General features: G+C 70.4%; 21 protein-coding genes and 1 pseudogene. 17 read left to right on the top strand and 5 right to left on the bottom strand.

The window, feature by feature from the left end:
* Positions 1-219: pseudogene (locus tag ACXRVZ_RS16570) on the top strand (IS110 family transposase); the annotation flags it as partial.
* 78 nt (positions 220-297) lie between these two features.
* Here ACXRVZ_RS16570 and ACXRVZ_RS16565 read toward each other — a convergent pair.
* The gene (locus ACXRVZ_RS16565; RefSeq protein WP_457428008.1) at positions 298-1,089 is read right to left on the bottom strand and encodes an ABC transporter substrate-binding protein; all 792 of its coding nucleotides are present in this window, start codon (positions 1,087-1,089) and stop codon (positions 298-300) included.
* Positions 1,086-1,763: an HD-GYP domain-containing protein gene (locus ACXRVZ_RS16560; RefSeq protein WP_457428006.1), complete on the bottom strand. Its 678-nt coding sequence runs from the start codon at positions 1,761-1,763 to the stop codon at positions 1,086-1,088. Before ACXRVZ_RS16560 ends, ACXRVZ_RS16565 begins: the two co-directional genes overlap by 4 nt.
* Positions 1,764-1,871: 108 nt before the next feature.
* Here ACXRVZ_RS16560 and ACXRVZ_RS16555 point away from each other — a divergent pair, with 108 nt between their 5' ends.
* The 6 genes from ACXRVZ_RS16555 to ACXRVZ_RS16530 all read left to right on the top strand — a co-directional run bounded on the left by ACXRVZ_RS16555 (position 1,872) and on the right by ACXRVZ_RS16530 (position 7,146).
* Complete coding sequence (locus tag ACXRVZ_RS16555) at positions 1,872-2,480, top strand: helix-turn-helix domain-containing protein (RefSeq protein ID WP_457428004.1); 609 nt, start codon at positions 1,872-1,874, stop codon at positions 2,478-2,480.
* 5 nt (positions 2,481-2,485) lie between these two features.
* A complete protein-coding gene (locus tag ACXRVZ_RS16550; protein ID WP_457428002.1) occupies positions 2,486-3,220 on the top strand; it encodes a response regulator in 735 nt (244 codons plus the stop codon).
* A 162-nt stretch (positions 3,221-3,382) separates the two neighbouring features.
* Positions 3,383-3,793: a response regulator gene (locus ACXRVZ_RS16545; RefSeq protein ID WP_458232591.1), complete on the top strand. Its 411-nt coding sequence runs from the start codon at positions 3,383-3,385 to the stop codon at positions 3,791-3,793.
* Between the two features lie 31 nt (positions 3,794-3,824).
* Positions 3,825-4,274: a nuclear transport factor 2 family protein gene (locus tag ACXRVZ_RS16540; RefSeq protein ID WP_457427998.1), complete on the top strand. Its 450-nt coding sequence runs from the start codon at positions 3,825-3,827 to the stop codon at positions 4,272-4,274.
* Positions 4,275-4,375: 101 nt separating this feature from the next.
* Positions 4,376-5,899, top strand: a complete 1,524-nt coding sequence (locus ACXRVZ_RS16535) for a DUF1800 domain-containing protein (RefSeq protein ID WP_457427996.1) — start codon at positions 4,376-4,378, stop codon at positions 5,897-5,899.
* A 5-nt stretch (positions 5,900-5,904) separates the two neighbouring features.
* Complete coding sequence (locus ACXRVZ_RS16530; protein WP_457427995.1) at positions 5,905-7,146, top strand: DUF1501 domain-containing protein; 1,242 nt, start codon at positions 5,905-5,907, stop codon at positions 7,144-7,146.
* A 125-nt stretch (positions 7,147-7,271) separates the two neighbouring features.
* On the opposite strand, the gene selD is transcribed toward ACXRVZ_RS16530, so the two are convergent.
* The gene (selD, locus tag ACXRVZ_RS16525; RefSeq protein ID WP_457427993.1) at positions 7,272-8,336 is read right to left on the bottom strand and encodes a selenide, water dikinase SelD; all 1,065 of its coding nucleotides are present in this window, start codon (positions 8,334-8,336) and stop codon (positions 7,272-7,274) included.
* 90 nt (positions 8,337-8,426) lie between these two features.
* Between selD and ACXRVZ_RS16520 the strand changes: the two genes are divergently transcribed.
* The 4 genes from ACXRVZ_RS16520 to phnE are packed head-to-tail and all read left to right on the top strand — an operon-like array spanning position 8,427 to position 11,755.
* Entirely contained in the window at positions 8,427-9,278 is an 852-nt protein-coding gene (locus tag ACXRVZ_RS16520) for a putative selenate ABC transporter substrate-binding protein (RefSeq protein ID WP_457427991.1), read from the top strand.
* 4 nt (positions 9,279-9,282) lie between these two features.
* A complete protein-coding gene (locus ACXRVZ_RS16515) occupies positions 9,283-10,107 on the top strand; it encodes a phosphonate ABC transporter ATP-binding protein (protein ID WP_458232590.1) in 825 nt (274 codons plus the stop codon).
* A 5-nt stretch (positions 10,108-10,112) separates the two neighbouring features.
* Positions 10,113-10,934, top strand: a complete 822-nt coding sequence (locus ACXRVZ_RS16510) for a PhnE/PtxC family ABC transporter permease (protein ID WP_457427987.1) — start codon at positions 10,113-10,115, stop codon at positions 10,932-10,934.
* On the top strand, positions 10,931-11,755 hold the full coding sequence (phnE, locus tag ACXRVZ_RS16505) for a phosphonate ABC transporter, permease protein PhnE (protein ID WP_457427985.1): 825 nt from the start codon (positions 10,931-10,933) through the stop codon (positions 11,753-11,755). Before ACXRVZ_RS16510 ends, phnE begins: the two co-directional genes overlap by 4 nt.
* On the opposite strand, the gene mnmH is transcribed toward phnE, so the two are convergent.
* A complete protein-coding gene (gene mnmH, locus ACXRVZ_RS16500) occupies positions 11,730-12,788 on the bottom strand; it encodes a tRNA 2-selenouridine(34) synthase MnmH (RefSeq protein ID WP_458232589.1) in 1,059 nt (352 codons plus the stop codon). The two genes, phnE and mnmH, sit on opposite strands and share 26 nt — an antisense overlap.
* Positions 12,789-12,795: 7 nt before the next feature.
* Complete coding sequence (locus ACXRVZ_RS16495) at positions 12,796-13,470, bottom strand: ion channel (protein ID WP_457427981.1); 675 nt, start codon at positions 13,468-13,470, stop codon at positions 12,796-12,798.
* Positions 13,471-13,613: 143 nt separating this feature from the next.
* Here ACXRVZ_RS16495 and ACXRVZ_RS16490 point away from each other — a divergent pair, with 143 nt between their 5' ends.
* From ACXRVZ_RS16490 to ACXRVZ_RS16465, 6 genes are all read left to right on the top strand, one after another.
* Positions 13,614-14,891 carry an efflux RND transporter periplasmic adaptor subunit gene (locus ACXRVZ_RS16490; RefSeq protein WP_458232588.1) on the top strand — a complete coding sequence of 426 codons (1,278 nt, stop codon included), beginning with the start codon at positions 13,614-13,616 and terminating at the stop codon, positions 14,889-14,891.
* A gap of 654 nt (positions 14,892-15,545) precedes the next feature.
* Positions 15,546-16,229, top strand: a complete 684-nt coding sequence (locus tag ACXRVZ_RS16485) for an ABC transporter ATP-binding protein (protein WP_457426108.1) — start codon at positions 15,546-15,548, stop codon at positions 16,227-16,229.
* Entirely contained in the window at positions 16,226-17,503 is a 1,278-nt protein-coding gene (locus tag ACXRVZ_RS16480) for a TolC family outer membrane protein (RefSeq protein ID WP_457426106.1), read from the top strand. Before ACXRVZ_RS16485 ends, ACXRVZ_RS16480 begins: the two co-directional genes overlap by 4 nt.
* Positions 17,503-18,810 (top strand): ABC transporter permease, encoded by a 1,308-nt coding sequence (locus ACXRVZ_RS16475; RefSeq protein ID WP_457426104.1) that lies wholly within the window; start codon positions 17,503-17,505, stop codon positions 18,808-18,810. Before ACXRVZ_RS16480 ends, ACXRVZ_RS16475 begins: the two co-directional genes overlap by 1 nt.
* Positions 18,810-20,033, top strand: coding sequence for an ABC transporter permease (locus ACXRVZ_RS16470; RefSeq protein WP_457426102.1), 1,224 nt, complete (start codon positions 18,810-18,812; stop codon positions 20,031-20,033). Before ACXRVZ_RS16475 ends, ACXRVZ_RS16470 begins: the two co-directional genes overlap by 1 nt.
* Before the next feature lie 44 nt (positions 20,034-20,077).
* A complete protein-coding gene (locus ACXRVZ_RS16465) occupies positions 20,078-20,956 on the top strand; it encodes an alpha/beta hydrolase (RefSeq protein ID WP_457426100.1) in 879 nt (292 codons plus the stop codon).
* Position 20,957: the final 1 nt, after the last annotated feature.

Here is a 20,957-nt window from a genome sequence, read left to right as displayed (position 1 = left end):
GCCGATGTCCGCGCGGTGCTGTACATGGCCACGGTCTCGGCGATCGTTCACAACCCTGCGATCAAGGTCTTCTACGCACGCCTGGTCGCAGCCGGCAAGGCCAGGAAGGTGGCCCTTGTGGCCTGCATGCGCAAGTTGCTCACCGTGATCAATGCCATGTTGCGCGATCAAGCCACTTGGGATGCTGTCAAGCATCTTCAAACCCCTTCTGGGGCTTGACGCCAGACACAGTTGCTCGGGGGACCGACCGGGATCGCCCGCGTTCAGCGTGGCGAGACTGGGCGAGGGGCTCCATGTCTAGCGCGATCTGACGATGGCGCCCAAGCCGTGCCGCTCGGCGGCGGCGCGCAGCCGGCCGTCGCGCTGGATGCGGCTGACGAACTCGTCCACCTGGCTCAGCCAGGCCGCGTCGCCCGGCTTCACGGCGTAGGCGTAGGGCATCACGTAGAAGGCCGAGGGCGGCGCGACGAGGCGGGCCCAGTCGGCGCTGTCGAGCAGGCGGCGGCTGTAGGGGTAGTCGGTCATGAAGGCGTCCACGCGGCCGGCCTCGAGTTCACGCTCGCGGGTGTCAGGCGGCCGCACGACGACGAGGGTAGCGCGCTTCAGTGCCCCGGCCATGATGGGCTCCATGAAGGTGCCCGCCTGCACGGCGATGCGCACGCCGGGCTTGTCCAGGTCGTCCCACTGCTGCACGACGCGGCTGCTGCGCGTCGTGACGGCGTAGATGTCGCTTTCCAGATAGGGCCGGCTGAAGCGCAGCTGGCGCTCGCGCTGGGCCGTGCGGCCGACGGCGAACATGGCCACGTCGCAGCGGTCCTGCAGCAGGTCGTCTGCGATGGTGGCGAAGGACGAGTCGACGTAGCGCACCGCCGCGTGCAGGTCGGCGGCAAAGGCGGCGGAGAGGTCGATGTCGATGCCCGAGAGCTGGCCGGTGCGCGGGTGGCGCAGCGAGACGCCGTAGTAGTCGGGCCAGATGCAAACGCGCAGTTCGCCGCTGGCCTGCACGCGCTGGGCAATGCCGGTTGGCGGCGCAGCGATGGCCGCTGCGCAAATGAGGGCGGCTAGGGCGGCGGCGGCCAGCCGTTTCACGCGCCCGCCCGGGGTGGCGTGGCCCCGCCCGGCCCGCTGGGATCGATGCGGTCGCGCAGCGCGATCAGCGCGGGCGCATGGGCCACGAAGGCCGCGACGATCTCGGGGTCGAAGGCGCTGCCGGCCTGCTCGGCCAGCATGGCCAGGCCGCGGTCGTCGGCGCGCGCCGGGCGAAAGCGGCGGCGCATCGTCAGGGCGTCGAAATAGTCCACGACCGCGACGATACGCGCTGACAGCGGGATCGCCTTGCCCTTGAGCCCTCGCGGGTAGCCGTTGCCGTCCCAGCGCTCGCGGTGGTGCAGCGCGATCTCGGCGGCCAGCGCGAACAGCGGCAGGCGCGAGCCGCCCAGCAAGTCCGCACCGCGCTGCGGCTGGGCCTGGCGGCGGCGGCGCTCCTCGGCGGCCGTCAGCGGCCAGGGCGGCTCGAACGCGGCAGCGGTGGGGTCGGTCTCGCCCACGTCGTGCAGCGGCGCGGCCAGGCGCAGCAACTGCGCGGTGTCGGCATCCAGCCCCAGGTGGCGGGCCAGCGCCTCCGCCAGATGACCCAGCCGCACCCGGTGGGCGCGCACGTCCCCGTCCACGGTTTGCCGCTGCGCGTCGGCGGCGGTCGGCCGGGGTACTGTAGAGGCGGCGACGGGGGTCTCGGGTTGGTTGTGGGTGGCGGGGAAAGGCATGGCGAAGCTCCGATTCGGCCTTATTGTCGAATGCGCTCGTTTTTATCAAATATGCCGAACTCCGCACCAGCCCCCAAATTCGGCAAAATGTCTCGCGTGAATCGCCCCATGACTGCGCCTGATACCTGCTCCACCACCGAAGCCGCCCAGCGGCTGGGCATGGCCGTGCGCTCCGTGCAGTTGATGGTGGACCGCGGCGAGCTGCAGGCCTGGAAGACGCCCGGCGGCCACCGCCGCATTCTGCGCAGCTCCCTGGACGGCTGGCTGGCGGCGCGCGGTGGCGAGGTGCCTGGGGTGACTGGTGCTCCGGTGCCGGCCGCGGCCGGGCTTGGGCGCCCGCTGACGCTGCTGCTGATCGAGGACTCGGTGCACTTCCAGAACCTCATCAGCCTGATCGTCAGGCGCGAGCTGCCGGGGGCCGATCTGCACGTCGCCTCTGACGGCATCGCCGGTCTGGCGCTGGCCGGGCGCCTGGAGCCCGACGTGCTGCTCATCGACATCCTGCTGCCCGGCATCGATGGCGCGGCCCTCATCACCAGCCTGCGCTCGCACCCGCAGTTCGCGCGCAGCCGGCTGATCGTCGTCACCGCGCTTGACGAAGCCCAGCGGGCGCCCTACCGCTTCGCGCTGGACGGCGTGCCTGTCGTGCACAAGACGGCGCTGGTCACCGAGCTGCCGCCCTTGCTGGCCGACGCGGTGGGCGCGCGCGCCGTCTGAACTCCATGGCCGCGCGCCTGCTGCTCATCGAGGACGACGCTTCGATTGCGCGCTTCGTCGAGCTGGCGCTGGAGGAATTGCCCGGCCATGACGCCGCCGCACCGGCGGTCGCGGTGAGCGTCGTGGGCACGCTGGCCGACGCGCGCATGGCACTGGCGGCCGGTGGCTGGCAGCTCGTCATCAGCGACCTGATGCTGCCCGACGGCTCGGCCGAGACCTTGCTGGCCGAGGGCCTGGCACTGGCCGACGGCGCGCCGCCCTGGGTCGTCTTCAGCGCTGGCGTGCACGAGGACCGCCACCTCGCGCTGGCCGCCCGCGGCGTGGCCCGCACGCTGCGCAAGCCCGTGCCGCTGGCCGAGTTGCTGGACACCATCGCCGAACTGCTGGGTGGTGGCACGGCGCCGTGGTCCACGGCGGAGGCAGACGACGCGGTGCAGCAACACTTCGGCGGCGACCGCGCGATGTTCGAAAGCTTTCGCGCCGGCTGCATCCTGCGCTTTGCCGACGACATCGCCCAGGGCGACGCCGCCGTTGCGGCCGCTGACGCCGCTGCGCTGCGCCGCGTGGCCCATGGCCTCAAGGCCGTGCTGGAGCTGATTGGCCACCCCGGCCTAGCCGCCCAGGCACGAGCGCTGGAAGACGCGGCTGCTGCGGCGGCGTTCAGCGCGGCGCCGCAGGCCGCCGGCTGGGCGGCCGTCGCGCAAGGCCTGCTCGACCTGGGCGCACAGCGCAGCGCCTGAGCGCACTATTTGGCAAAAGCCAGGGGCGACACCCCGAATGAGGGCAGACGTCGTTTGTTGTTATCAATAAATTTGATAATCACAACACGCAATCTCGTCTTCCAAAAATGATCCCATCCCCTTGCACCTCCTCGCTGCCGTCCTGCCAGTGCCTGCGGCACGGTGGCTGAGCCGAGCGACGACATGGCCATCCGCGTGGTGCTTTACGTCGAGGACGACCCCGTCAACGCGCTGCTGATGCAGGGCATCCTGGAACTGCGGCCCGGTTGCCACATGCAGGTGGCCCGCAGCGGCGCCGAGGCGCGGCGCTTCGTGGCCGAACATCGCGTCGACCTGCTGCTGTGCGACCTGCACCTGCCCGACGTGGACGGCGACACACTGCTGACCCAGTTGCGCGAGGCCGGTCTGTCCGCCACCGTGCCGGCCCTGCTGGTCACGGCCGAAGCCGAAGACGTCGCCGCCAACCTGGCCCGGCGTGGCGGCTTTGACGGTTTCTGGTCCAAGCCGCTGGATGTGGCGGCGACGCTGCGCAGCGTGGAGAGGTGGCTGGGGGAGCCGGGATCCGTCGCCTGACAATGCGGCCCGCCGCAAACAGGAGACAGACATGACCGCGCCCCGTCGCCACCTTCTTGCTCTCGCGGTCGGCGCTGCCGCACTGGCCTCGCTGCCGGCCCGTGCCGGCAGCGACGAAGACGCCGTCGCGCGCAGCCTCGAAGCCTTTCGGCGCGCCCAGGCGGCGTCCGATGCCGGCCCCTTGATGGCGCTGAGCGCGCCGGAGTTGAGCTACGGGCATTCGAACGGCAACGTTGAAGACCGTGCCACCTTCGTCGCGAGCGCCACGTCTGGCAAGGCCAGGTATTTGTCGCTGGAGTTCCGCAACCCGGTGATCGGCATCGTCGGCGCGACCGCCATCGTTCGCTACAACTGGGTCGCCGAGCGTGAGCTGGTGGCCGATGGCAGCAAGACGGCCACGAACCTGTACATCCTCATGGTGTGGCAGAAGCAAGGCGACGAGTGGAAGCTCATCGCCCGCGGGGCCGGCAAGGCGGGTTAGTCCCAGGCGCTGCGGCCTTGAACCGGCGGGCGGCGGCACCCTGACACAAATCTTTGCGCATGCGCCACACGGCCTTGCGTGTTCGGCGGGATGCTTGGCCGATGAACAAGAACCGCCGCTTCATGCTGGGCAGCGCCGCCGCCCTGATGGGCCTGTCGCTGCTGAGCCGCCGCAGCCAGGCCGCGACTGGCCCGTCCCTGGCTTTGAGCGCCGACGAACGCGCGCTGCATGCGCTCAACCGCCTGGGCTACGGCCCGCGCCCGGCCGATGCGGCGGCCGTTGCCGAGCAGGGCGCCGACAAGTGGCTGGAGCGCTTTCTCACCGAGCAACTGGAGCCGCGCCGCCTGCCGCAGCCGGCCGCCTTGAGCGAGCGCCTGGCCGGCCTGGAGGTGCTCAAGCTCAGCCAGGGCGAACTGCTGAGCCGCTACCGCGAGGCCGTGAAGGCGGCCCGCGAGGCGCGGCGCGAGCAGGCCAAGGGCGAGACTCCCAGCGCCGATGCGCTGAACGCCGTGCGCGAGAAGGTGCGGCCCCTCGTGCAGCAGGCCGCCACGGCGCGTCTGGCCCGGGCGATGCAAAGCCCGGCCCAGCTGGAAGAGGTGCTGACCGAGTTCTGGTTCAACCACTTCAACGTCTTCGCCGGCAAGGGCCCCGTGGGCGTGCTGGTGGCGGACTACGAGCAGCACGCCATCCGCCCCCATGTGCTGGGCCGCTTTCGCGACATGCTGGGCGCCACGGCCCGGCACCCGGCGATGCTGGTGTACCTGGACAACGCGCAGAGCGTGGCCCCTGGCTACGCGCCGCGCCGCGCCGCGCCCAACCCGCAGCGCGCCAGTGGCTTGAACGAAAACTACGCCCGCGAGTTGATGGAGCTGCACACGCTGGGCGTGGACGGCGGCTACACCCAGCGCGACGTGACCGAGCTGGCGCGCATGCTGACCGGCTGGGGCGTCGACCAGCGCAGCACCTCTGGCGACGTCTTCGAGTTCAACCCGCGCCGCCACGACAGCGGTGGCAAGACCTGGCTCGGCCAATCGGTGGCCGGCAGCGGGCAGGGAGAAGGCACGCGGGCGCTGGACGTGCTGGCCGCCCATCCGGCCACGGCCCGACACCTGGCGCACAAGTTCGCCCAGGCCTTCGTCGCCGACAAGCCGCCGGAGAGCCTCGTGCAGAAGCTGGCCGACACCTTCAAGGCCAGCGGCGGCGACCTGCGCGAGTTCACGCGCACGCTGATCCGCGCCGACGAGTTCTGGAGCCGCGAGGCCTACCAGGCCAAGTTCAAGACGCCCTATCAGTACCTGCTGTCCAGCATGCGCGCCCTGGACCTGCCGCTGCTCAACCCGCAACTGCTGACCGCCTCGCTGGCCCAGGCCGGCCAGCCGCTGTACGGCGCCCAGACGCCCGATGGCTACAAGAACACCGCCACCGCCTGGCGCAACCCCGAGGCGCTGACGCAGCGGGTGCAGCTCGCTACGACGTTAGGGCAGCGCAGCGGCGTCAACGCCGAGAGGCTCAGCTTGACGCTGGGTGCTGCGCTCAGCGAACCGACGCGCCGCACGCTTGCGGCCGAGCCCGCCGGCCAGCAGGTCGCCCTGCTGCTGGCCAGTCCCGATTTCATGAAGAGGTAGCCGTCATGCTGCGACGCCAACTCCTGCACTTCGGTGCATTCACGCTGGGCGGCCTGCCCGTATCCCTCGTGCGCGCCCAGGGCGGTGCACAGAAGAAGCTTGTCGTCGTCATGCTGCGCGGCGCGGTGGACGGCCTGTCCGTCGTCGCGCCCTACGGCGAGCGCGAATATGCATCCAGCCGGCCGCAGATCGCGATTCCCGCGCCCGGCGCCGAGGATGGCCTCATCAAGCTCGACTCGATGTTCGGCATGCATCCGTCGCTCAGCCCGCTCAAGCGCCACTGGGACGGCGGCCAGTTGGCCTTCGTGCACGCCAGTGGCTCGCCGGACCCGACGCGCTCCCACTTCGACGCCCAGGACTACCTCGAATCCGGCACGCCCGGCCGCAAGTCCACGCCCGATGGCTGGCTGAATCGCCTGCTCACGGCCCTGCCCGGCGAACCGGCGCCCACCCGCGCCATCAGCCAGGGCAGCACGCCGCCGCGCATCTTTGCCGGTACCGCCAGCGTCGCCAGCCTGGGCCTGGGCCCCAACGCGATGCAGCGCCGCGCCATCGACAACCCCGAGATGCAGGCCGGCCTGGCCAAGCTCTACGCCAGTGACGCCCAGCTCAGCAGCACGCTGCGCGACACCACCGAGGGCCGCGGCGAAATGGCGCGCAGCATGGCCTCGGGCATGGCGCCGGGCGAGCGCTCCATGGACCCGAGCGCCGATGCCGGTGCCCCGTCTGCCCGCAGCTTCGCCGCCGACGCGCGCCGCCTGGGCACCTTGATCCGCAAGGACGCCCACACCCAGCTCGCATTCACCGCCGTGGGCGGCTGGGACACCCACGTCAACCAGGGCGCCGCACGCGGCCAGCTCGCCAACCGCCTGGCCAGCCTGGGCGAGGGCCTGGACGCGCTCAGCGTGGGGCTGGGCGATTCGCTGAAGGACACCGTCATCGTCGTCGTCAGCGAGTTCGGCCGCACGTTGCGCCAGAACGGCAATGGCGGCACCGACCATGGCCGTGGCAATGTCATCTGGCTGCTGGGCGGCCCGGTGGCCGGCGGGCAGGTGCTGGGCGACTGGCCCGGCCTGGACAAGAGTGCCCTGGCTGACGGCCGCGACCTGGCCGTGGCCACCGATTTTCGCCAGGTGCTCAGCCCGCTGCTGCAACGCCACCTCGGCCTGTCGGAAACCGCACTGGCAACAGTGTTTCCTCAAGCCCCGCAAACTTGGCGTTATGCGGACAAGCTGATGCGCGCCTGAAGTCTGTTTCTAAGCCGCGTGGCCGACCGCTGGGAGATGACCATGATTCGAATCCCGATCTCGCCCTTCGCCCTGTGTGTGGCCCTGGCCGTGCTGGCGTATTTCTTCCTCGTGGCGACTGGCGCCTAACGCACGGCCAGCCGCGCCTCGGCGCCCTGGTCGGCGATGACTTCGCCGATCTCGGTCGCCGAGCTGAAACCGTGCGCGCGGAACACCGCCAACACGTCGGCCACCGCGTCGGCATCGCAGGACACCAGCAGGCCGCCGCTGGTCTGCGGGTCGGTCAGCAGGGCGAGTTCCGTGGCTGGGAAGCCCTCGGGAAGCTTCACCTCCGCGCCATAGCCGCTCCAGTTGCGCCCGGACGCGCCCGTCACCAGGCCTTGCTCAGCCAGCTCGCGCACACCGGGCAGCAGCGGCACGCGCGCCCAGTCGATGGCGACCGTTGCCCCGGCGCCGCGGGCCAGCTCCAGCGCGTGGCCAGCCAGGCCAAAGCCTGTCACGTCGGTCAGCGCATGCACGCCTTCCAGCGCGGCCAGATCGGGCCCGGGCGTGTTCAGCTGTGTCGTCGTCGCGATCATCTGCGCATAGCCCTCAGCGGACAGGCGCTCTTTCTTGAGCGCGGCCGACATGACGCCCACGCCCAGCGGCTTGCCCAGCACCAGGCGGTCGCCCACCCGCCCATCGGCGTTGCGCTTGACGCGCTTGGGGTGCACCACACCCATCGCCACCAGACCGTAGATGGGCTCGACCGAGTCGATGGTGTGGCCGCCCGCAATCGGAATGCCGGCCTCGCGGCAGACCGCCTCGCCGCCGGCCAGGATCTGGGCGATGACCTCGGTCGACAGTACGTTGATCGGCATGCCGACCAGCGCCAGCGCCATGATGGGCTTGCCGCCCATGGCATAGACGTCGCTGATGGCGTTGGTGGCGGCGATGCGGCCGAAGTCGAAGGGGTCGTCGACGATGGGCATGAAGAAGTCGGTGGTCGCGATCAGCGCGATCTCGTCGGTGAGCTGGTAGACGGCCGCGTCGTCCGCCGTCGCGATGCCGACCAGCAGCTGCGGCGGCATGGGCATCTTGGCGGTGTGCTTGAGGATCTCGCTCAACACGCCCGGCGCGATCTTGCAGCCGCAGCCGCCGCCGTGCGACAGGGAAGTCAGGCGTGGGCCCAGCGGGGTGGTGGCGGTCATCGAGGGGTCTCCAGGGCAGGCCGCCCAGTATCCCCGCGTCGCATTTAGCGGGTCTAATTCCGCTCCCCGGTTCACTCCCCATCCCCCACCATGCTGCAACTGCTTCGCAAGTCACTGATCGCCGGCCTTTTCCTGACGCTGGGTGCTGCCGCGCAGGCCCAGCAGGTGCTACGCGTCACCGCCATCCCCGATGAATCGCCGACCGAGCTGGCGCGCAAGGCCGAGCCGCTGGTCAAGTACCTGGAAGCCAAGCTCGGCATGAAGGTCGAGTTCACACCCGTCACCGATTACGCCGCAGCGGTCGAGACGCTCATCAACCGCAAGGTCGACCTGGCCTGGTTCGGCGGCTTCACCTACGTGCAGGCCTCGGCGCGCTCGGGCGGCAAGGTCATCCCGCTGGTGCAACGCGAGGAGGACGAGCGCTTCAAGTCCGTCTTCATCACGACCGACCCGGCCATCAAGACGCTGGCCGACCTGAAGGGCAAGGACGTCAGCTTCGGCTCGCAAAGCTCCACCAGCGGCCACCTGATGCCGCGCAGCGTGCTGCTCGGCGCCGGCCTGGACCCCGACAAGGACTTCAAGCGCGTGGCCTACAGCGGCGCGCACGACGCGACCGTCGCTGCAGTGGCTGCCGGCAAGGTGCAGGCGGGCGCTCTGAACATCTCGGTCTGGGAGAAGCTGGTGGCCGACAAGAAGGTCGACACCGACAAGGTGCGCGTGTTCTTCACGACGCCGCCCTACTACGATTACAACTGGTCGGTCAGCGCCGCCATGCCCGAGGCCCTGCGCAACAAGATTGCCCAGGCCTTCCTCGCGCTGGACAAGAGCACGCCCGAAGGCAAGCAGATCCTGGAGCTGCAACGCGCAACGCGCTTCGTGCCGACGAAGCCGGAGAACTACAAGAACATCGAAGCCGCCGCCAAGAGCGCTGGTCTGTTGTGAGCCGATGAATCTGGACCTGCAAGCCGTGCATGCGCGGCACCCGGCAGCGCCCAAAGGCACGAGCGCGCTCCGGGGTGTGAGCCTGGCCCTGCGTGCCGGCGAGCAGGTGGCCGTCATTGGGCCTTCGGGTGCGGGCAAGACGACGCTGCTACAGGTCGCCGCCGCCGCGCTGAAGCCCTCGCGGGGCGAGCTGCTGCTTGACGCCGTCGACCCCTGGTCGCTGCGCACGTCTGCCTTGCAGCGCCAGCGTGGCCGGCTCTTCATGGCGCCGCAGACGCCGCCGCTGCCGCCGCGGCAGCGCGTTGTCACCGCCGTGCTGGCGGGCCGACTGCCGGCGTGGAGCCTAGCCACCAGCCTGCGCTCGCTGTTCTATCCCGTCGACATTGCCGGCGCGCACGCGGCGCTCGAGCGCTTCGACCTGGCGGAGAAGCTGTTTGCCCGCGTTGACCGGCTCTCGGGCGGCGAGCGCCAGCGCGTCGGGCTGGCGCGCGCGCTGCTGTCGCCGGCCACGCTGTGGCTGATCGACGAGCCGCTGTCGGCACTGGACCCGACCCGCTCCGAGCAGGCCATCCAGGCGCTGATCGCGGTGGCGCGCGAACGCGGCATCACGCTGATGGCGACCATGCACCAGGTCGACACCGCGCTGGCCCACTTCGACCGCATCGTCGGCCTGCGCGACGGCACGGTCGCCTTCGACCTGCCCGCGCCGCAGGTGGGCCGCGACCATCTGCTGAAGCTCTACGCGCAGCACGAGGATGAGCTGACCGCGCCCGCTGCATCGCCTCTGCCGCCGACCGCATCGCCGCCCGCGACGATGCACTGCCGGTGACCGCGATGACGTCGCCACCGCAGCGCGACCCGGCCTGGCTGGGCCGCATGTTCTGGATGGGCGCCGGGCTGGTGCTGTTGTGGCCGCTGCTGGTGGCCACCGAGTTCCGCCCCTGGCTGTTGCTCAGCGCCGAGAGCCGCGAGCCGACCTGGCGCTTCCTCGCCGCCTCCCTGCCGCCGGCCACGGGCAGCGACTTTCTGTGGCTGGTGGCGCGCGAGACCTGGCGCACCGTGGCCATCGCGACGGCCGGCATCACGCTGGCCCTGGTCATCGCGCTGCCGGCCACGCTGATGTCGACGCGCGTGCTGTCCATCTCGGCGCTGTCCGGCCGCATGGCGCCGCTGCCGGCGGCGCTGCGGCAGGCCCTGCGCTGGGCGCTGGTGCTGTTGCGCAGCATCCCCGAACTGGTCTGGGCGCTGATCTTCGTGCGCGTGGTGGGCTTAGGGCCGACGGCCGGCGTGCTGGCCATTGCGCTGACCTATGGCGGCATGCTGGGCAAGGTCTATGGCGACATCCTGGAGAGCGGCGAGACGAGCGCGACGCGCAACCTGCTGGCCAATGGCGGCAGCCGATTGCAGGCCTTTGCCTATGGCCTGCTGCCGCAGAACGCGGCGGAGCTGACGTCCTACACCGTCTACCGCTGGGAGTGCGCCATCCGCTCGTCGGTGGTGCTGGGCTTCGTTGGCGCGGGCGGCCTGGGGCAGCAGCTCGACAACTCCACCAAGATGTTCGCCGGCGGCGAGGTGACGACGATGCTGCTGGTGTTCGTCGCGCTGGTGGCGCTGGCGGACAAAACCAGCGCGTGGCTGAGGCGGGCTTTGGCATGAAGCGCGCAGCTGCAAACACGCCCTACCGGCTGCCACCGCCGCTGTTCCATGCGCGCAGCACGGCGCTGTGGTTCAGCGTCGGGCTGGTCGCGCTGGTGGCCTTTAGCTTCTGGAGCCTGGACCTGCAATGGGCGGCCTTCCTGTCGCTGGAGGCGGCGCAGAGCATGGGCCGCTTCATCGGCGAGTTCTTCCCGCCCGACCTATCCGCCGCCTTCGTTCGCAAGGTGGTGTCGGCGTCCTTCGAGACGCTGGCGATGTCGGCGCTGGGCACGCTGCTGGCGGCGGCGGGCGGCTTGCTGCTGGCGCTGCCCGCGAGCCGCAGCCATGACGGCGACCCGGCGCATGCGCGCGCGCCGACCCGGCTATTGCTCAATGCCTTGCGCGCAGTGCCCGAACTCGTCTGGGCCACGCTGCTGCTGATCTCGGCCGGCCTGGGGCCCTTCGCAGGCACCTTGGCGCTGGCGCTGCACACCACGGGCGTGCTCGGCCGGCTGTTTGCCGAAGTCATCGAGAACGCCCCGCAGGCGTCGGCCGCCGCGCTGCGCTCGCAGGGCGTCGGCCCGCTGCGCGTGTTCCTCTACGCGACCTTGCCGCAGGCGCTGCCGCAGCTGATCTCCTACGCGCTCTACCGCTGGGAGAACAACATCCGCGCCGCGGCCATCCTCGGTGTCGTCGGCGCCGGCGGGCTGGGCCAGTTGCTGGCCTTTCACATGGGCTTGTTCCAGATGGGCAAGACGGCGACCGTGCTGATCGCGATGCTGGGGCTGGTCGCGTTGGTGGATGCGCTGAGCTACCTCACCCGGCGCGCGTTGGCGCGCTAGCAATTCGCTGGGCGAGGGCTTCAATGCCGGCGTCCGACAAGTCGTCGCACGCCAAGCTTTGCGCGCCCTCCAGCCGCTGCAAGTGATGGCCCTGTGAGCGGGCGTAGAGCGGGTCGTAGTGCCTTTCCATCAGCGCCTCGAACAGCGGCGGCAAAGCGCCCTCAAGCGCCCAGGCCTGCCACTGCGCCAGCACCTCCTTGGGCAGCAGCTCGCGCAGCGACCCCAGCTTGTCCGCCAGGCCCTGCGGGTCGTCGCCCAGCCAGGCGTAGTCGCGCAGCAGATAGGCCAGCCGCGCCTCGGGCGTGGCGGCGATCTCGATGATGGGGCTGGCGCGCAGGCGCTGCAGCAGCGGCTCCGGCACCGTGATGCGGCCGATGCGCCGGCTCTCGGCCTCGATCCACACGCGGCGGCCCAAGTCGAAGCCGACCAGGGCCCGCATCAGCTGCGTCTCGAAGCCCTTCTGCGACGGCTGTGGCCGTCCGGGCATGCCGCCCAGCACTGAGCCGCGATGGGCGGCAAGGTCTTCCAGGTCCAGCACCTGCTCGCCCAGGTCCGCCAACGCCTGCAGCACGCGGGTCTTGGCGCTGCCCGTGGGGCCACACAGCACGCGCAGGTCCAGTTGCGGCGCGCGCGCGGCGATCTGTTCGATGACATGCGCGCGCCAGGCCTTGTAGCCGCCCTTGAGCTGCTGCGCGTCCCAGCCGACCAGGCGCAGCCAGTTGACGAAGCTGCCGCTGCGCATGCCGCCGCGCCAGCAGTAGACGAGGGGGCGCCAGTCCCGGGGCTTGTCGCGGAACAGCTCGTCCAGATGCTTGGCGATGTTGCGCGCCACCATGGCGCCGCCAATCTTGCGCGCCTCGAAGGCCGAGACCTGCACATAGGTCGTGCCGACGATGCGGCGCTCCTCGTCGTCCAGCACGGGGCAGTTGATGGCGCCGGGCAGATGGTCCAGCGCGTACTCGGCAGGCGAGCGCACGTCGATGAGGACGGTGAAGTCGGCCAGGTCGGCGATGGTGGTGGGGTTGTGGCTCATCGGGTGATCAATCAGCGCGGCGCAGCAGGGTGAGGCCGATCAGGCGTGACACGACGGCAGCCAGGTACATGACGCCGACCAGCATCTCCAGGCTGGCCACGGCGCGCGCCAGCGGCCGCACCGGAATGACATCGCCGATGCCCGTGCTGGACAACAGCGCGAAGCTCAGGAACATCAGCTCCGTCCAACTGCGCGGCTGCTCGGGCTGGGTGGCCGCCAGGAAGCTGCCCGGCTGCAGGTACTGCAGCACGACAAAGCTGTAGGCAAAGCCCCAGGCCAGCAGCGTGAAGGTGGCGCCGGCGGCGAACAGCTCGTCGGTCGTCGCGTGCATGTCGCCCATCATGTAGGCGACGAGGCTGGCGGCGGCGTAGAAATAGAACACCGCTTCCAGCGCGGCCGACCAGGGCTGCAGCCACTGCATGTCCGGCTGCGTCTGCAACAGCAGCATGACGATGGCAGGCAGGGCAAGGCAGACGCTCAGCCACGTCAGGCCCGGCGTGCGGCGCACCATGCCGGTCGTGAACACCAGCACCGTGATGCCGAAGGCACTCAACGCGACCGGGCCGGCGCGTGTCGATTCCAGCAGCGGGTAGAGCAGCAGGCCGGCGAGCTGCACGATCAGCAGGATGGCCGAGGGGTGGCGCCGCGTGGCGGCCAGGAATTCCATGTGGCGCAGGGGCATGCCGGCATTCTCGGCCCGGCCGCAGGCAAGGGCGTCACGGCCGCCCGGACTGTCCGGCCACTGTCCGCGGACAGTGCTCGCCGCGCCAAGTGTTTGATTCATAACGTGCCGGCCCCTGGCACAGGGCTTGCGAAATACCGGGCATGAACACCGGCTTTCGTGACACCTCCGAGCAGGACCGCCCCCTTGCCTCCCGCCGCCGCCGCTGGCCGCTGCTGCTGGCGGGCGGCGTGGCTGCCCTCGCCCTGCTGGCCTGGCTGGCCGGCGGGCGCATCCGCCAGGCCTTGTCGGCCGACGCCGCCGTCAGCGCCGCGCGCCTGAGCATCGCCACCGTCGACATCGCGCCGCTGACGCGTGACGTGGCCGGCGAGGGCCGCGTCGTCGCCGCGCAGAGCCCGACGCTCTACGCCCAGGGTGCCGGCACCGTGGCGCTGGTGGTGCGGGCGGGCGACCCCGTCAAGCTGGGCCAGGTACTGGCCCGCGTGGACTCGCCGGAGCTGACCAACCGCCTCGCCCAGGAGCGCAGCAATGTCGACGCCCTGCGCGCCGACCTGGCCCGCGCCGAGGTCGACGCCCGCCAGCAGGCGGCGGCGCTGCAGAGCGCCTTCGAGAACGCCCGCATCGACCAGCAGACCGCGCAGAACGACCTGGCCCGCCAGACCCAGGCCTTCGAGGCCGGCGCGACGGCGCGCATGCAGGTCGAGCGCGCCCAGGATGCGCTGGCCAAGGCGAAGCTCGCGCTTGATCAGGCCCAGGGCCTGCGCGGCCTGAAGACCGACAGCCTGGCGCTGGACGTGCAGGCCAAGAAGAGTGCCTTGTCTCGCCAGCAGTTGATGGTGGCTGACCTGGAACGCCAGGTGGGCGAGCTGGCCGTGCGTTCGCCGGTGGACGGCCAGGTGGGCCAGCTCTTCATCGCCGACCGCACCAACGTCGCCCGCGACGCCAAGCTGCTGTCGGTCATCGACCTGTCGGCGCTGGAGGTGCAGATGCAGGTGGCCGAGAGCTTTGCGCGCGAGTTGCAGCCGGGGATGCCGGGGGAGATCTCGGGCAACGGGCAGCGTTGGGCTGGGTTGGTGAGTTCCGTGTCGCCCGAGGTCGTGAATGGCGAGGTGGCGGCGCGGCTGCGGTTTGACGGCAAGCAGCCGGAGCAGTTGCGGCAGAACCAGCGGCTGTCGGTGCGGGTGCTGCTGGATAGGCGAGACAAGGTGCTGGGGGTGGCGCGGGGCAGCTTCGTGGATGAAGGGGGCGGGAGCTATGCGTATGTGGTGCGGGGCGGGGTGGCGGAGAAGGTCGCCGTCAAGCTTGGCGCGCGCTCGCTGGATCGGGTCGAGGTTTTGTCGGGGTTGGTTGCCGGCGACCGTGTGGTGATCTCCGGGGCGGACGGCTTCAAGAGCGCGGATCGCGTTCTGATTGCGGATTGAGGTTTGGACGTGATGGTTGACCGGGTTGCTTTTGCGATGGTTGCTGCTGATCGCTGCATTGCCGGGAGTCCGTCCCGGCGGCCGGGTAACTTTCTTCTGCGGGGCCAGAAGAAAGTCACCAAAGAAGAGGCCCTGAACCGCACACCAGCACCACATGCACGAGCTGCGCCGTGCAACAGCCGCTCTTTGAGTGGGCAGACGCGAACCGCTGCGCTCTCGCTGCTGTCCTTGTCACCAGCCTCACTCATCGCCGCTTCAGCCCGCCTAACGCGCGGCTGCACGCCGTGCTCACGAGAAATGCAAAGACAGCGTCGCTCGGGCGACGCGATCACTGCCAGCACCTCGGTGGCGTCGCCCCAGCGACGCGGTATCCCTGGTGAGCCCGGCGTGCAGCCGGCGTTAGGCGGCTTGAAGTGGCGCGCCATGGCGCTCTTCACAAGGACAGCAGCGAGAGCGCAGCGGGTCGCGTCTAGGCGCATTGCCACCGGACGTTTTCGCGCGCCGCTGATGGCGGCGCCGCGATCGTGTGCGGTTCAGGGCCTCTTCTTTGGTGACTTTCTTCTGGCCCCGCAGAAGAAAGTTACCCCGCCGCCGGGCGGGACTCCCGGCACCTTGCCACTAAGCAAGCGCGACTAAAACGACAGGAACACCCCAATGCTCCAGATGGAAAAACTCCAAAAGGTCTACCGCACCGAAATGGTCGAGACCTACGCCCTGCGCGACTTCAACCTCACGGTGAACGAGGGCGAATTCGTCGCAGTGACCGGCCCGTCCGGCTCCGGCAAGACGACCTTCCTCACCATCGCCGGCCTGCTCGAAGCCTTCAGCGGCGGCAGCTACAAGCTGGACGGCATCGACGTCAGCCGCATGGGCGACGGCGAGCGCTCGCGCATCCGCAACCAAAAGATCGGCTTCATCTTCCAGGCCTTCAACCTGATCCCGGACCTGAACGTCCTCGACAACATCGAAGTGCCGCTGCGCTACCGTGGCTTCAGCGCCGCAGAGCGCAAGAAGCGTGCGGCCGATGCGCTGTCCCGCGTCGGCCTGTCGGCGCGCGGCCGGCACTACCCGGCCGAGCTGTCCGGTGGCCAGCAACAGCGCGTGGCCATTGCCCGGGCCCTCGCCGGCGAGCCGCGCCTGCTGCTGGCCGACGAGCCCACCGGCAACCTCGACAGCGCGATGGCGCGCAGCGTCATGGAGTTGCTGGAAGAACTGCACCGTGACGGCGCCACCATCGTCATGGTCACGCACGACCCGCAACTGGCCGCGCGAGCGCAACGTAACGTCCACGTCATCGACGGTCAAGTGGTCGACTTGACTGCGGAGCTGGCCGCTTGAACTCAGCCAAGCTCCTGCTGCTCGTGGTGCTTTGCGCCACGACGGCCGCCCGCGCCGACGACCTGCTGCAGGTCTGGGCCCAGGCCCGCGCGGCCGACCCGTTGCTGCGCCAGGCTGCCGCATTGAGCGGCGCGCAGGAGGCCTCGGCTCGCGAGGCGCGCGCGGCGCTGCTGCCGCAGTGGCAGCTGCAAAGCAGCGAACAGCGCGAGACCGGCGGCAACCGCTGGAACAGCACCACCAGCAGCCTCAGCCAGACCCTGGTCGACCTCGCCGCGCTGCGCACCTGGGACGCCGGCCGCAGCCAGGCCTCGGCCCAGGCCGCCCGCCTGGCCGCCGCCGAGCAGGGCGCGCGCCAACGCGTCGCCGAGGCCTATTTCGGCCTGCTGTCGGCCCAGGCCCAGCTCGCCACCGCGCGCGCCAACGAGGAGGCCTTCGCGCGCCAGGTCAGCGAGGCCGACACGCGCTTCAAGGCTGGGCTGTCGGCCCAGGTCGAGGCCGACCAATCTCGCGCCTACCGCGAGCTGGCCCGCACCGGCACGCTGGCCGCCGAAGCCGCCGTGGCGGATGCCGGCGAGGCGCTGGCCCAGCTGACCGGCACCACGCCGCCCGCGCTGCAGCCGCTGCGCAAGGCGCTCGCCGCCCAGCCGCTGCCCGAAGACGCCGAGGCCTGGGCACGCCGCGCCGAAGCCGCCAACCCGGCACTGCGCGCGCTGCAGCTCGACGTGCAGGCCAGCGAGCAGCGCATCTCCGCCGCCCGCGCCGGCCATCTGCCGACGCTGAGCCTGGGTGTGGACACGCAGCGCCTGCGCGGCGATGGAATACCGCCGCTGGACGCCGGCCGCACGCCCACGCAGGTCGCGCTGCGCCTGACCGTGCCGCTGTTCGCCGGCGGCTCAGTTGCTGCCGCCGCCGACCGCGCCGGCTTCCAGCGTGACGCCGCCCGCGAGCAGCTCGAAGCTGGCCGCCGCGCCGTGCTGCGCGAGGTGCGCTACGAGCACCTGGCCGTCAGCCAGGGTGGGGCGCAGCTGCAGTCCACCCAGGTCGCCGTGGCCGCCGCCGAGCGCGCGCTGGAAGCCACGCGCACCGGCCTGACGCTGGGCACGCGCAGCACCACCGACCTGCTGCTCGCCATCCAGACCCTGGCCGGCGCGCAGAACGCCCAGACCCAGGCCCGCCACCGCCATGTGCTGGCCCTGTTGGCCCTGCACCAGGCCGCCGGCTCGCTCGGCGACGCCGAACTGGCCGCCGTGAACTCCCTTCTGGAGAACCGCTGATGTTCCTCTACTACCTCGAACTCGCCTGGCGCAACATCCTCGCCTCCAAGGGCCTCAGCGCGCTGATGGTGCTGGCCCTGGCCCTGGGCATTGGCGCTTGCATGACGACGCTGACGGTCTATCACGTGCTGTCCGGCGACCCCATCCCGGCCAAGAGCGCGCGGCTGTTCAATGTGCAGCTCGACGCCGGTGACATGGTGAACTGGAAGGCTGGCGACGAGCCCACGTTCGACCTGACCCGCTTCGACGCGACGGCGCTGTTACGCGACAAGAAGGCGATGCGCCAGACGATGTCCAGCGGCTACAACACGGCCGTGTCCGTGACGGACGCGCAGGTCAAGCCGATCTTCTCGCCCGTGCGCATGACGTCGGCCGACTTCTTCGCGATGTTCGACGCGCCCTGGCAGTACGGCGGTGGCTGGAGCGCGGCCGACGACGACACCGAGGCCCGCGTCGCCGTCATCTCGGCGTCGCTGAACGAGAAGCTGTTCGGCGGCGCCAACAGCCTGGGTCGCGAGGTCATCGTGCGCGGCGTGCCGCTGCGCGTCGTCGGCGTGCTGAAAGCCTGGAAGGTGCAGCCGCACTACTGGGACCTCACGCTCGGCGCCTACACGGAGACGGAGGACTTCTACCTGCCGTTCTCGACGGCCATGGCCATGAAGATGGGCCACTGGGGCAACACCACCTGCTGGGCGCGCGGCGCCGCCGGCGGCAGCTCCTACGACATGAACGCGGCCTGTGCCTGGGTGCAGTACTGGGTGGAGTTCGCCAAGCCGGAGGACGCCACTGCCTACCGCGACTACCTCGTCGCCCACTCCGAGGCGCAGCGCAAGGCGGGCCGCTTCGACCGCCCGACCAATGTGCGGCTGCGCAACGTGATGGACTGGCTGGGCCAACAAAAGGTGCTGCCCGCCGACGTGCGCCTGCAGACCTGGCTGGCCTTCGCCTTCCTGGCTGTCTGCATTGTCAACATGGTGGGCCTGCTGCTGGCCAAGACGCTGCGCCGCAGTGGCGAAATCGGCGTGCGCCGGGCACTGGGCGCCACGCGCGGCGCCATCTTTGCGCAGTTTCTCGTCGAGGCTGGGTTGCTCGGCCTGGTGGGCGCCCTGCTAGGGCTGCTGTTCGCCAACGCCGGCCTGTGGCTGGTGCGCCGCAGCCCCAACGACTACGCCCGCCTGGCCGAGCTGGACGCCTCCATGCTCGCGCTGACGCTGGGCCTGGCGCTGCTGGCCAGCTTGCTGGCGGGCCTGCTGCCGGCCATCCGCGCGGCGCTTGTCACCCCGGCCGTACAACTGAAGGTGCAGTGATGCTGACCGACCTGATGCCCATCCTCTCCACGCTGCGCCGCCACCGCATCGCAGCCGGCCTCATCGTGCTGGAGGTGGCGCTGACCTGCGCCATCGTCACCAACGCGCTGCACCTCATCCAGACCCGCGTGCAGGCGCTCAACACGGACAGCGGCATGGCGGAATCCGAGATCGCCTTGCTGTTCCTGCGCGGCAGCAAGCCGCAGCCCCCCGAGCGAAGCGCTTCCATCGTCGCCGAGGACGTGACGCGGCTGCGCGCGCTGCCGGGCATCAAGGCGGCCACGGTGGTCAACCAGATCGCCTACGGCAACAACAGCAACAACAGCGGCGTTTCGCTGGAGCCTGATCCCAAGAGCCGGCGCATCTCCGCAGCGCAATACACGGCCGACGACCAGATGCTGCAGACCTTCGGGCTGAAGTTGCTGGAAGGCCGCAACTTCACACCGGACGAGGTGCTCGACAGCTTCCAGGTCTTCAGCGTCGCCGAGCCCAAGATCGGCCAGCTCATCATCAACAAGGTGATGGCCGACAAGCTCTTCCCCGGCAGCTCGGCATTGGGCAAGACGGTCTACATCTTCGGCAGCTCGCCGTCGACCATCGTCGGCGTTGTCGAAACGCTGACGCACACGCAGCTGCACCGCGCCCGTGGCGAGGGCGACGGCGCCGCGATGATCCTGCCGCTGCGCGGCGGCGGCATGTACATCATCCGCACCGAGCCGGGCCAGCTGGACGCGCAGCTCAAGGCCGCCACCGCCGTGCTGGAAGCGGGCGACCAGGGTCGCGTCGTCACCGATGCCAAGCGGCTCACCGAGATGCGCGCCGCCTTCTACGCGCAAGACCGTTCGATGGCCTGGCTGATGGGCGGCGTCTGCGTGGCGCTGTTGCTGGTCACGGCCATGGGCATCGTCGGCCTGGCCAGTTTCTGGGTGCAGCAGCGCACCCGCATGATCGGCACGCGCCGCGCGTTAGGCGCCACCGAGGGCCAGATCCGCCGCTATTTCCAGCTTGAGAACCTGCTGCTGACGACGACCGGCATCGCCATCGGCCTGGCCGGCGCGGTGGCCCTGAGCCAGCTGCTGATGCAGACCTACGAGGTGCCGCGCTTGCCCTGGGGCTACCTGCCGGCTGGCGCGGTGTCGCTGTGGCTGTTGGGCCAGGTGGCTGTGTGGGTGCCGGCCAGGCGCGCGGCGCGGCTGTCGCCCGTCGCGGCACTCAGGAGTTAATCCCGGCGCGCACCGGGTCATGCGCGAGCTGGCAGCATGCGCGCATGACGCTTCTCCGCTCCTGGCGCCGCCTCGCCGGCCTCGCACTGATCACCGCCACGGCGCTGGGCCTGCAGGTCGGCTGCGCCACGCTGGACGAGCGCCAGCGCGGCTGGATCTTCCAGCCCGGTGACCGCACCTGGGCCGGCGGCGTGGCGGCGGCGCAGGGGATGGAGGACGTCTGGATTCCCTTCGACAGCCGCATCGCCGAATCGCGCGGCGCGGCGGTGCGCCTGCATGGGCTGTGGCTGCCGCAGGCCGACCCCAACGCCCCCGTGCTGCTCTACCTGCACGGCGCCCGCTACGACGTGCGCGGCAGCGCGCCACGCATGCGCCGTATGCACGAGCTGGGCTTTGCCGTGCTGGGCGTTGACTACCGCGGCTTCGGCCGCAGCTCGGCGGGCCTGCCGTCGGAGGCCATGGCCGCCGAGGACGCCCAGGCCGCCTGGGACTGGCTGGCGCGCCAATACCCCGCCAAGCGCCGTTTCATCTTCGGCCACTCGCTGGGTGGCGCCATCGCCGTGCAGCTGGCCACCCAGGTCGGCGATGAGGCGGGCCTGATCGTCGAGGCCAGCTTCACGTCCATCCCCGACGTCGTCAGCACCTTCCGCTGGGGCTGGCTGCCGGTGTCGCCGCTGATCACGCAGCGTTTCGACGCGGCCTCGCGCATCGCCGAGGTCGGCTCGCCGCTGCTGGTGGTGCATGGCAGCCAGGACAGCCTCATCCCCTACCGCCTGGGCCAGGACTTGTACGAGCGCGCCCGGGCGCCCAAGCGCTTCGTGCTGGTGGAGGGCGGCTCCCACCACAACACCAATGCCGTCGGCCAGGCGCAGTACCGCGCGGCACTGGCCGAGCTCTTCGGGCTGGGATCAGGCGGCCTGTAGC

This window comes from Roseateles sp. P5_E8 (assembly GCF_054177665.1).
The sequence above is the reverse complement of the archived record's forward strand: the minus strand, read 5'-3'. Positions and strand labels throughout refer to the sequence as shown.